Source organism: Cupriavidus sp. WS (assembly GCF_000395345.1).
GTDB classification, from domain to species: domain Bacteria; phylum Pseudomonadota; class Gammaproteobacteria; order Burkholderiales; family Burkholderiaceae; genus Cupriavidus; species Cupriavidus basilensis_B.
Map to the genome: position 1 here is coordinate 1 of NZ_AQPL01000232.1, position 11,387 is coordinate 11,387.

The 11,387-nt window shown below is 69.4% G+C and carries 12 protein-coding genes; 7 read left to right on the plus strand and 5 right to left on the minus strand.

What is annotated here, in order from left to right:
• Nucleotides 1-140 precede the first annotated feature (140 nt).
• Nucleotides 141-608, minus strand: a complete 468-nt coding sequence (gene nikR, locus K206_RS0119325; RefSeq protein ID WP_020204038.1) for a nickel-responsive transcriptional regulator NikR — start codon at nt 606-608, stop codon at nt 141-143.
• Between the two features lie 35 nt (nt 609-643).
• Nucleotides 644-1,168 carry a hypothetical protein gene (locus tag K206_RS0119330; protein WP_020204039.1) on the minus strand — a complete coding sequence of 175 codons (525 nt, stop codon included), beginning with the start codon at nt 1,166-1,168 and terminating at the stop codon, nt 644-646.
• A 226-nt stretch (nt 1,169-1,394) separates the two neighbouring features.
• On the opposite strand from K206_RS0119330, the gene K206_RS38730 reads away from it, so the two are divergent.
• Nucleotides 1,395-2,783: an MFS transporter gene (locus K206_RS38730; RefSeq protein WP_043366908.1), complete on the plus strand. Its 1,389-nt coding sequence runs from the start codon at nt 1,395-1,397 to the stop codon at nt 2,781-2,783.
• A 195-nt stretch (nt 2,784-2,978) separates the two neighbouring features.
• On the opposite strand, the gene K206_RS0119340 is transcribed toward K206_RS38730, so the two are convergent.
• The 3 genes from K206_RS0119340 to K206_RS0119350 form a co-directional block, all read right to left on the minus strand.
• Nucleotides 2,979-3,956, minus strand: a complete 978-nt coding sequence (locus K206_RS0119340; protein ID WP_020204041.1) for a tripartite tricarboxylate transporter substrate binding protein — start codon at nt 3,954-3,956, stop codon at nt 2,979-2,981.
• A gap of 89 nt (nt 3,957-4,045) precedes the next feature.
• Nucleotides 4,046-4,858: an SDR family oxidoreductase gene (locus tag K206_RS0119345; protein ID WP_020204042.1), complete on the minus strand. Its 813-nt coding sequence runs from the start codon at nt 4,856-4,858 to the stop codon at nt 4,046-4,048.
• A 105-nt stretch (nt 4,859-4,963) separates the two neighbouring features.
• Nucleotides 4,964-5,863, minus strand: coding sequence for an IclR family transcriptional regulator (locus K206_RS0119350; RefSeq protein WP_020204043.1), 900 nt, complete (start codon nt 5,861-5,863; stop codon nt 4,964-4,966).
• A gap of 476 nt (nt 5,864-6,339) precedes the next feature.
• On the opposite strand from K206_RS0119350, the gene K206_RS0119355 reads away from it, so the two are divergent.
• The 6 genes from K206_RS0119355 to K206_RS0119380 all read left to right on the plus strand — a co-directional run.
• Nucleotides 6,340-7,200, plus strand: a complete 861-nt coding sequence (locus tag K206_RS0119355; protein ID WP_020204044.1) for a branched-chain amino acid ABC transporter permease — start codon at nt 6,340-6,342, stop codon at nt 7,198-7,200.
• A gap of 10 nt (nt 7,201-7,210) precedes the next feature.
• Nucleotides 7,211-8,242, plus strand: coding sequence for a branched-chain amino acid ABC transporter permease (locus K206_RS0119360; RefSeq protein ID WP_020204045.1), 1,032 nt, complete (start codon nt 7,211-7,213; stop codon nt 8,240-8,242).
• Entirely contained in the window at nt 8,235-8,999 is a 765-nt protein-coding gene (locus tag K206_RS0119365) for an ABC transporter ATP-binding protein (protein ID WP_020204046.1), read from the plus strand. Before K206_RS0119360 ends, K206_RS0119365 begins: the two co-directional genes overlap by 8 nt.
• Nucleotides 8,986-9,693 carry an ABC transporter ATP-binding protein gene (locus K206_RS0119370; RefSeq protein WP_020204047.1) on the plus strand — a complete coding sequence of 236 codons (708 nt, stop codon included), beginning with the start codon at nt 8,986-8,988 and terminating at the stop codon, nt 9,691-9,693. The genes K206_RS0119365 and K206_RS0119370 overlap by 14 nt, the downstream gene beginning before the upstream one ends.
• A 101-nt stretch (nt 9,694-9,794) precedes the next feature.
• Nucleotides 9,795-10,979, plus strand: a complete 1,185-nt coding sequence (locus K206_RS0119375; RefSeq protein ID WP_020204048.1) for an ABC transporter substrate-binding protein — start codon at nt 9,795-9,797, stop codon at nt 10,977-10,979.
• A gap of 86 nt (nt 10,980-11,065) precedes the next feature.
• A partial coding sequence (locus tag K206_RS0119380) for a hypothetical protein (protein WP_020204049.1) occupies nt 11,066-11,387 on the plus strand: 322 nt, incomplete at its 3' end.

The window sequence follows — 11,387 nt, forward strand, 5'->3', positions numbered from 1 at the left end:
CCCGCCGGGTCCGGGAAGCGCGGCAGGCGCCGGAGGTAGTCCCGCATCGTTATTTTTTTGCAATATGAAAATGTATGAAATTTTTAGCAAACTTCATACCACCGGGCAAGCACCATCACGGTGCGGATGTCCGGCGTCTTTCACTCGTGCGGGTGAGGATGCGGATCGGGATGCGGATGCGGGTGGGAGTGCGAGTGGAAGTCGTCGGCCTCGGCCATGACCACGTTCAGCGTCGCCTGGCGCACGCCGCGCTCGCTGCCGATGGCGTCGGCAAGCTGCCGCACGGCGCTGGCCGGGCCTTTCAGGATCACCGTCTCGATGCAGTTGTCGCTGTCGAGGTGGGCATGCATGGTCGAGACCGTGAGGCTGTGATGGGCGTGCTGGATGCGCGTGAGCCGCTCGGCCAGCTCGCGCTCGTGGTGGTTGTAGACGTAGGACAGGTTGGCCACGCAGGGGCCGTCGGCATCGCAGGCCTCGCGCCAGCGGTCGAGGTGGCTGCGCAGGATGTCGCGCACCGCCTCGGAGCGGTTGTCGTAGCCGCGCTCGGCGATCAGCCGGTCGAATTCCTCGGCAAGCTGGTTGTCCAGCGAAATGGTGAAGCGTTCCATGATGGGAGCGAGAAGGCCGGACGGGATGCGCGCGCCTACTTCGAGCGGCTGCTGTCGCCGCCGAGCGGGTCGAGCGTGATCTGCACCTGGCGCAGCACGCCCTGGTCGTCGAAGTAGCAGTTGAACAGCGAGGACAGCATGCCGTCCTGGCGGAAGCGGTAGGACCACACCAGGCGCCGCATCAGCGGGAAATACTGCACCGGCTCGCGCGGCTTGCCGAAATGCTCTTCCACGTCGCGCTGGGTCCAGACGTCGACGCGGGCCTTGTAGATTTCCGCGTTGGTCAGCATCTGGCGGAAGCTGGTCAGCTTGCCGGCGGCGTCGAAATCGGCCGCGTAGGCCTGGTAGCCGAGCGGCTGCCGCGAGTAGATCCAGCGGGTCGTGCCGTCGGCCAGGTGGTAGACGTCGGTCGGGTTGCCGAAGGTGGTCTTGACCGCGTCTTCGGGCGCGCCGATCATCTTCTGCGCCGTTTCCACCGGCTGCAGCAGCGTGCAGGCCGGCAGCATGGCGGCGGCCGCGCACAGCAGCCAGCCGCCGAGATATCGTGAGGTAGTCTTCATGGTTTCGCTTCAGGTCCGGGCCGGCGCGGCGGGCACGCTGGCCGGCCGCGAAACGGCGGCGCGGCGGCCCGGGGCGCCGCGCCAGCCTGCAATATAGATCATCGGCCGGCATGGCGTGCGGGCCTGCCGTGAAGCCGCCATTTGCGGACACCGCCGCGGCAGACGATAATTGCGCGGCCGCGCAAGCCGCGCGGCGCTGTCCTCGCCGGTTCTCTTCCTCGCCTCCATGCAGCCACACCAAGGCCTACCCCGTCCCCAACGCACCTGGGCCATCCTCACCGTGTTCTGCGGCCTCATCATGGCCGTGCTCGACGGCTCGATCGCCAACATCGCGCTGCCGTCGATCTCGCGCAAGCTCGCCTCCGACCCGAGCAGCACCATCTGGGTGGTCAACGCCTACCAGCTCACCGTCACGGTGTGCCTGCTGCCGCTGTCCTCGCTGGGCGACATCCTCGGCTACAAGCGCGTGTACCGCACCGGGCTGGCGATCTTCCTGCTCGGCTCGCTGCTGTGCGCGCTCTCGCCCACGCTGCCGGTGCTGGTGGCCGCGCGCGTGCTGCAGGGCATCGGCGGCGCCGGCATCATGAGCGTGAACACGGCGCTGGTGCGCTTCATCTACCCGCCCACCAAGCTCGGCCGCGGCATCGGCCTCAACGCGCTGGTGGTCGGCATCACCATCGCCGTGGGGCCGTCGGTGGGCGCGCTGATCCTGTCGGTGGCAAGCTGGCAATGGCTGTTCGCCATCAACGTGCCGGTCGCGGTGTTCGCGCTGCTGCTCGCGCGCAGCGCGCTGCCGGCCACGCCGCCGCAGCCGCACGGCTTCGACTACCGCAGCGCGCTGCTGTCGACGGTGGTGTTCGCGCTGTTCATCCTCAGCGTGGACGCCGCCGGGCACGCCGGCCTGCGCGCCGCCGCGGCCGCCGGGCTGGCGGCGGCGGCGCTGCTGGGCTGGTGGCTGGTGCGCATGCAGCACGGCAAGCCCGCGCCGCTGGTGCCGGTGGACCTGTTCCGCAGCCGCGCCTTCACGCTGGCGGTGGGCACCTCGTTCTGCTCGTTCATGGCGCAGATGCTGTCCTTCGTGGCGCTGCCGTTCTACCTGGAATACCAGCTTGGCCGCTCGCTGCACGAAACCGGCCTGCTGATCACGCCGTGGCCGCTGATGGTGGCGGTCATGGCGCCGCTGTCGGGCCGGCTGTCGGACCGCTATCCGGCCAGCATCCTGGCCGGCATCGGCCTGGCGCTGCTCGGCAGCGGGCTGGTCGGCCTGGCCATGCTCGGCCCGGAGGCGTCGAGCTTCGACATCGGCTGGCGCATGGCGATGTGCGGGCTCGGCTTCGGCCTGTTCCAGTCGCCCAACAACCGCGCCATGATCGGCGCCACGCCGCCCGCGCGCAGCGGCGGCGCCAGCGGCGCGCAGGCAACCACGCGGCTGCTCGGGCAGACCACCGGCACCGCCATCGTCGCGCTGCTGTTCAGCATCGAGCCGTCCGGCGCGGCCCGGCTGGCGCTGTTCGTCGCGGCCGCGGTGGCCGCGGCGGGCGCGGTGGTGAGCTTCAGCCGGCTGCGCAGCGGCAGCGGCTCGCAGGCGCAGGGCGCGGCCGAGGCGGACATCTGAGCGAAGGGCGCGTGGCGCGGCGCCGCCGGGGAAGCTCGCCGGCGCCGCCAGCACGCCCGGACACGGCGCCCAATGTCCGCGGCAACGTCAGGGATAGCCAGCGATGGCGCGGCCGCCTCCCCATGTCGGCTGACGCGGCAGGCGAACACGGGAAGCCGGCACCCGCGCCGGGCGCCGAATGCCGGAAGGCTCGCGCTACTCCGCCTTCGCGCCCGACTCCTTCACCACCTTGGCCCACTTCGCGATCTCGCTGCGCTGGTAGCTGGCCAGCTTCTCCGGCGTGCCGAGCACCGGGTCCAGGCCCAGCGTCTTGAGCTTGGCCTGCACGTCGGGCAGCGTATAGATGCGGTTGAGCTCGGCGTTGAGCCTGGCGATCACATCCTTGGGCGTGTTGGCCGGCGCGAAGATGGCGAACCACGAATCGGCCTCGAAGCCGGGCAGGCCCTGCTCGGCCAGCGTGGGGATGTCCGGCGCCGAGGCGGTGCGCTTGGCGCTGGTCACGCCCAGCGCGCGCAGCTTGCCTTCCTTGACCACCGGCAGCGCCGACGGCAGGTTGTCGAACATCATCGTGATGTGGCCGCCGAGCAGGTCGGGGATGGCCATCGCGCGGCCCTTGTAGGGCACGTGCGTGATCTTGACGCCCGCCATCGAGTTGAACAGCTCGCCCGCCACGTGCAGCGAGGTGCCGACGCCCGGCGTGCCGAACGTGAGGCCGCCCGGCTTGGCCTTGGCCAGCGCGATCAGTTCCTGCACGTTCCTGGCCGGCACGGAAGGGTTGACCACCAGCACGTTGGGCGTGGACGCGACCAGGATCACCGGCGTGAAGTCCTTGACCATGTCGTATGGCATGTGCGCGTAGAGCGCGCCGTTGATCGAGTGCGTGCCCACCGTGCCCATCGCCAGCGTGTAGCCGTCGGGCGCGGCGTGGGCCACGGCCTCGGCGCCGATGTTGCCGCCGGCGCCGGGCTTGTTGTCGACCACCACCGGCTGGCCCAGCGAGATCTTCTCCGAGAAGATGCGCGCCAGGATGTCCGGCGCGCCGCCGCTGGGAAAGCCGACCACGAGCCGGATCGGCTTGGACGGATAGGTGTCCGCGCGCGCCGGCGGCGCCGACAGGACGGACAAGGCGGTGCAGGCGGCCAGCATGGCCGCCGCGAGAGGTTTGCTGCGCATGGTTGTCTCCAGGTGTTTTTTTGCTTTTTGGGTAATACCGGTACTGCCGATGCTGCGGGTGCCGCGCGGCGCGCGGCCTTGCTCACTGCTTACACCACGCTGCCGCCGAACTCCGCCATCACTTTATCGTGCAGGCGGCGCATTCCCTTGAGCCAGCGGTCGTAGTCCTGGCCCTTGCGCTGGTAGTACTCCAGCACTTCGGGGTGCGGCAGGATCAGGAAGCGCTCGTCCTTCACGCCGGCGAGCGTGACCTGCGCCACGTGCTCCGGCGTGACCGAGCCGGCCTGCAGGAAGCCCTTGCGCGAGCCGTCCTCGCCGAACAGCATGTTGGTCTGCACGCCCTGCGGGCAGATGCAGCTTACCTTGATGCCGCGCTCGCCGTAGGTGATCGACAGCCATTCGGCGAAGCCGATGGCCGCGTGCTTGGTCACGGCGTAGGGCGCCGAGCCGATCTGCGACAGCAGCCCGGCGGCCGACACGGTGTTGACGAAATAACCCTCGCCGCGCGCCAGCATCTGCGGCAGCACCGCGCGCGCGGCGTGGATGTGGGCCATCACGTTGATCTCCCAGATGCGCTGCCATTCCTGCGCGCTGGCGTCGAGGCCCTTGCGCAGGATGATGCCGGCGTTGGAGCAGAACACGTCGACCTGGCCGAAGCGCCCGGTGGCGGCATCGGCCAGCGCCTGCACCGCGGCGGCGTCGGCCACGTCGGCGCGCTGCGCGAAGACCTGGCAGGCGGGACTGGCCTGCGCCAGCTCCGCGGCCACCGTGCGCACGCCGGCCTCGTCGAGGTCGGCCACCGCCACGCCGCGCGCGCCGCCGGCGGCGAAGGCCAGCGCCAGCGCGCGCCCGATGCCGGTGGCGGCGCCCGTCACGATCACGGTCTTGTTGCGGATGTCCATCGTTGTCTCCTTTGTTTTCTTTGTCTGTATTGCCTGCTGGATGTCTGGCCCTTGCGGCGCATGTCCGCCGGGCCGCGTCGATGCGCGATGATGCCCGTTGCCCGCTTATCCGTGCCCCTGCCACAGGCGCCCCTGCAGCGCGTCGGCGAGTTCGCGGATGCGCGGGCCGAGATTGCCGTCGAGGATCTCGGGCGCGAGCCGCGTGGCCGCGCCGCCGATGTTGATGGCCAGCACTTCGGCGCCGCCTTCGAGCACCACCGGCGCGGCCGCGCCGCTCACGGTGCGGTCCCATTCCGCGTGCGCCACGCAGAAGCCGCGCCGGCCGTAGTCGCGCAGCGCGCGCTCTAGCTTGGCGCGCAGCGGCGCCCAGCGGCTGCCGTAGAACTGTTCGAGGTCGGCGATGGCGGCGGCGCGCCGCGGCGCTTCCAGCCCGGCCAGCCACGCGCGGCCGATGGCGGAGGTGGCGGTGGGCAGGCGCGAGCCCGGCGCCAGCCGCATCACCAGCGCGCCGCGCGGCTGGCAGACCTCGAGGTAGACCATCTCGTGGCGGTCGGCGGTGGCCAGCGCCACGGTGCAGTCGGTGGCGAACGCGAGCGACTGCATCAGCGGCCGCGCGATCTCGCGGATGCGCGAGCCGGCGAGGTAGCGCTGGCCGAGCACCATCGCGCCTTGCCCGAGGCGGTATTTCTCGAGCGATTCGGAATAGATCAGGTAGCCCAGGCTGGTGAGCGTGTAGGTCAGGCGCGAGACGGTCGGGCGCGGAATGCCCGCGCGCCGCGCGAGCTCGGCATTGCCGAGGTAGTCGTCGTGCGGGCCGAACGCGCGCAGCAGGTCCAGTCCGCGCGCCAGCGCGGTGACGAAGTTGCGGTCGTCGCGCGCGGCGTCGGCGAGCGCGCCGGCGCACGGCGGCAGCGTATCGGCATCGGCGTCGGGCACGGACGCGTGCACGGATGCCGGCACAGGCACGGACGCGGGCGACAGCGGGATCGACGAGGTGCGCTTCATGGATGGCGGCGACGCTGGAGACGGGCTGCAAACCGCGGGCCGTGAACTGCGGACCGCGGGCCGCGGGAGGACGCATTCCGCACCGCGCCGGCATGCCGAAGAAAACGGGTTGCGCCGGCTATTTCGCTGTGCGGAAGACTATTCCGTATTCCTTGACTGTGCCTCAGGCCGTATGCAACAGTCAATGAAAACGAACGATCGTGCTGGAAAGTGCATATGCATGCAAACGCATCGCGCTTTCACCGGCCGACGACGCCGGCAGCGAGGCATCGCCCTCGCCCCGCCAATCCGCACTGCACAGGCATTGCACAGGAGACAGAACATGCACCGCACGACCCGCCAAGCCGCGTCACCGCCCGGCTGATCCCGCCCTCGCCTCATGAGCGGCGCCGCCTTCGCGCGGCGCCGCACGTTCCACGCCATCCGCGCCGCGGATTGCGTGTCTTCGTTCGTGATCCGCAAAGAGGTAAGCCGAGATGTTGTTTCTCCAACAAGTCCTGAACGGCCTCACGCTGGGCGGCGTGTACAGCCTGGTGGCGCTGGGCCTGACGCTGGTCTACGGCATCCTGCACGTGCCCAATTTCGCGCACGGCGCGTTCTACATGGCCGGCGCCTACGTCTCGTACTACATGATGGCCGCGCTCGGCCTGAACTACTGGCTGGCGATGGGCGCGGCGGCGCTCGCGGTGGCGGCGCTGTCGATGCTGGCCGAGCGCCTGGTGTTCCATCCGCTGCGCAACGCGCCGGAGCTGCACGACATGATCGCCGCCATCGGCATCATGCTGTTCCTCGAAGCCGGCGCGCAGGCGCTGTGGGGCGCGGACTTCCTGCGCATGCCCACGCCCTACGGCCAGATGGTGGAGCTGTTCGGCCTGACCGCGCCGGCGCAGCGCCTGCTCATTATCGCCGCCGCGTTCGGCCTGATGGTGCTGCTGCACCTGTTCCTCACGCGCACCGTGACCGGCTCGACCATCGTGGCGATGGCGCAGAACCGCGAGGGCGCCGCGCTGGTCGGCATCGACGCCACGCGCGTCACGCTGCTGGTGTTCGCCATCTCGGGCGCGCTGGCGGCCATCGCCGCCACGCTGTACGCGCCGATCAACCTGGTCTACCCGAGCATGGGCAACCTGGTCATCACCAAGGCCTTCGTCATCATCATCCTCGGCGGCATGGGCAGCATCCCGGGCGCCATCGTGGGCGGGCTGATCATCGGCATGGCGGAGAGCTTCGGCGGCTTCTACGTCTCCACCGACTACAAGGACATCATCGCCTTCGTGCTGCTGGTGGCCATCCTGTCGGTCCGGCCGCAGGGCCTGTTTGCCGGCAAGACCGCCTGAGGAGCGCAGCATGACCAAGACACTGCAAGGCAAGACCGGCTGGGCGCTGCTGCTGGCGCTCGCCGTCGCGTTTCCGCTCATCACGCCCAACAGCTACTACCTGACGGTGATGACGCTGGCCTTCATCTACGCCATCGCTACGCTCGGGCTGAACCTGATCACCGGCTATACCGGCCAGCTCAACCTCGCGCACGGCGGCTTCATGGCGATCGGCGCGTACACGCTGGGCATCCTCACGGTGGACCACCAGGTGCCGTTCTGGTGGGCGTTCGCGCTGTCGGGTGTGGTGTGCATGGCGGTGGGCTACTTCGTCGGCGTGGTGTCGCTGCGCCTCAAGGGCCATTACTTCTCGATCTTCACGCTGTGCATCGGCTACATCATCTACCTGCTGATCGAGAAATGGGAAAGCCTCACGCACGGCACGGTGGGCCTGATCGGCATCCCGGTGCCGGCCGCGGTGGGCCCGCTCGCGTTCGACAACGTGCAGGCGCAGTACTACCTGGTGCTGTTCTTCCTGGCGGCGGGCACCTTCCTCATGCACCGCATCGTCACCTCGCTGCTGGGCCGCAGCTTCATGGCCGTGCGCAACAGCGACGCGCTGGCCGAGGCGCTGGGCATCAACCTGATGCGCACCAAGGTGCTGTCCTTCGTGCTGTCGGTGGGCTACGCGGGTTTCGCCGGCGCGCTGTACGCGGGCCAGGTGCGCTTTCTCGGCCCCGACATCGCGCGCACCGACCTGACCTTCGACATGGTGATGGCGATGCTGGTGGGCGGAACCGGCACGCTGCTCGGGCCGCTGCTGGGCGCGGTGCTGGTGCCGTGGGTCACGCAGACGCTGCAGTTCCTGCAGGACTACCGCATGCTGGTGTTCGGGCCGGTGCTGGTGCTGCTCATCATCTTCGTGCCGGATGGCATCGTCGGTTCGTGGCTCAAGCGCCAGGCGCGCCGCGCCGCCGCCGCGCGGCGCGGCGGCAAGGACCGCGCGCCGGCCGCCACGCCGGCCAGCGCAACCGCAGCCAACGCAGGAGCCGACCATGCTTGAGATCCGCAACCTGACCCGCAAGTTCGGCGGCCTGACCGCGGTGAACGAGGTCTCGGTCACGTTCGAGACCGGCCACATCAACGCCATCATCGGCCCCAACGGCGCCGGCAAGACCACCTTCTTCAACCTGATCGCCGGCACGCACGCGCCCACCTCCGGGCAGATCCGGTTCAAGGGCCGGGACGTGGCCGGCCTGCGCGCCGACCAGATCGCGCGCCTGGGCGTGGCGCGCACGTTCCAGGCCACCCATCTGTTCGACCGCGCCACGGTGCTCGACAACCTGATCGTGGGCCACCGCCTGCGCACGCACTCGGGCCTGGCCGACGTGCTGTTCAACACGCGCCGGCTGCGCGAGGAAGAGCGCCTGTGCCGCGACAAGGCCGAGGAAGCGCTGGAGTTCGTCGGCCTCGCGCACCTCGCGCACGAGGTCGCCGCGGACATCACGCAGGAAGAGCGCAAGCGCGTGGCCTTCGCGCTGGCGCTGGCCACCGGCGCCGAGCTGCTGCTGCTCGACGAGCCGGCCGGCGGCGTCAACCCGGAAGAGACCGTGGGCCTGGCCGGGCTGATCCGCAAGATGGTCGGCCACGGCAAGACGGTCTGCCTGATCGAGCACAAGATGGACATGATCATGCGGCTGGCCGACAAGATCATGGTGCTCAACTACGGCGAGAAAATCGCCGAGGGCACGCCGGCGCAGATCCAGCAGGACCCGCACGTCATCGAAGCCTACCTGGGAGCCGACCATGTTGCAGCTTGAACGCGTCTCGCTGTCCTACGGCAGCTTCCGCGCGCTGGACAACATCACGCTGCACGCCGGCGCCGGCGAGCTGGTGGTGCTGCTCGGCGCCAACGGCGCCGGCAAGAGCTCGATCTTCCTGGCCATGAGCGGCATCCACCGCGCCAGCGGCGGCACCATGCGCTTCGACGGCCGCGAGCTGTCCGGCATGAAGCCGTCGCAGATCGTGCAGGCCGGGCTGGTGCACTGCCCCGAGGGACGCAAGCTGTTCCCGGCCATGAGCGTGCAGAAGAACCTGACGCTGGGCGCCTACGTGCACCGGCGCGACACGGCCGGCATCCGGCGCTCGCTGGAAGAGGTGTTCGAGATGTTCCCGATCCTGCGGCAGAAGAAGGACGACCCCGCCGGCTCGCTCTCGGGCGGCCAGCAGCAGATGGTGGCGCTCGGCCGCGCGCTGATGAGCCGCCCGCGCGCGCTGCTGCTCGACGAGCCGTCGCTGGGGCTGGCCCCGCTGGTGGTCAAGCAGATGTTCGAGGTGATCCAGCGCATCAACCGCGCCGGCACCACGGTGCTGCTGGCCGAGCAGAACGCCTACGCGGCGCTGGGCATCGCGCACCGCGCCTACGTGATCGAGAGCGGGCGCATCGTGATGGAGGGCGACCGCGACGCGCTGCTCGGGGACGAGGGGGTCAGGCGGGCGTATATCGGGGGCTGACGCCGCCGCGTGTTGCATATTTTCTTCCCTCTCCCGCAGGCGGGAGAGGGAAGAAAACAAGAACAACAACAGGCAGTACCAACACAACAGGAGACAGCCAGATGCAAACCAAGACGATCCGCCGCTTCTTCCCGCTTGCCTTCCCGCTTGCCGCCACCGCCGTGGCCGCGCTGCTGGCATCGGGCGCCGCCTTCGCCCAGGAGGTGGTCAAGCTGGGCTACACCGGGCCGCTGTCGGGCGGCGCCGCGCTGTACGGCAAGAACGTGCTGTCCGGCATCCAGATGGCGGTGGACGAGATCAACGCCGCCGGCCTGGAGGTCAAGGGCAAGAAGGTCAAGCTGGAAGTGGCCGCGCTCGACGACAAGTACGCGCCGGCCGAGGCCGCCATCAACGCGCGCCGCCTGGTGCAGCAGTACAAGACGCCGGCCGTGTTCGTGCCGCACTCGGGCGGCATCTTCGCGCTGCAGGCGTTCAACGAGCAGGAGAAATTCCTGGTGATGGCGTACTCCAGCGTGCCGCGCATCACCGATGCGGGCAACAAGCTGACCATCCGCATCCCGCCGGCCTATACCGGCTACATCGAGCCGTTCGTCAAGGCGCAGATGAAGCGCTACGGCAAGAACGTGGCGCTGGCGCCGGCCGACCACGACTACGCCAAGGCCTGGGTGCAGGCCTTCGTGCCGGCATGGGAAGGCGCGGGCGGCAAGGTGGTGGCCAACAACCCGATGTCCTACACCAAGGCCACCGACTTCTACAGCGGCGTGTCGCGCGTGCTGGCCGACAAACCCGACGTGATGTTCGTGGGCGGCCCGTCCGAGCCGACCGCGCTGGTGGTCAAGCAGGCGCGCGAGCTGGGCTTCAAGGGCGGCTTCATCGTGATGGACCAGGCCAAGCTCGACGAGATGGCCAAGGTCACGGGCGGCCTGGGCATGCTCGAAGGCGCGATCGGCGTGATGCCCCTGGCCAACGACAGCCGTCCGGCCGCGCAGACCTACAACGCCAAGTACAAGAAGCTGCACGAGGGGCGCGACGCCACCACCGAGATGTCGCTCAACTACACGATGGTGTACGTGCTGGCCAATGCGATGAAGCTGGCCGGCACCACCAGCGACGTGGCCGCGATCCGGGCCAGGATGCCGGAAGCGGTGAAGACGCTGGCCAGGGACGCCAACCCCAACGAGATCGAGAGCATCGACGCCAGGGGCGGCACCGTGGCCGATACCGTGGTGGGCTGGGTGCAGGGCGGCAAGATCGCCCAGGTGCGGCTGTCGGAACTGGCCAGGTAACGCTGCGCCGGACCGCGCGCGCCGGCCGGCGGCCAGCGCGCGCTTCGTGTCTCCCGCGTCCGGTCACCCGGCGACGGCGCCTAGGTGTGCTGCTGCTGGCGCTGCAGCTCCTGCTGGCGGCGCTGCTGCTCCTGTTGCTGGCGCTGCATGTTCTGCTGCTGGCGTTGCATTTCCTGCTGCTGCCGCTGCATCTGCTCTTGCTGCTGGCGCTCCATCACCTGCTGCTGGCGCTGCTGCTCCTGGACCTGGCGCTCCTGCTGCTGGCGCATCTGCATGCGCTGCTGCTCCATCTGCTGGCGCTGCATTTCCTGCTGCTGCCGCTGCATGGCCTGCTGTTGCTGCAAGGCCTGCTGGGCGCGCTGCTGCTCGCCGCGCTGGCGTTCCAGTTGCTGGCGCTGCATCTCCTGC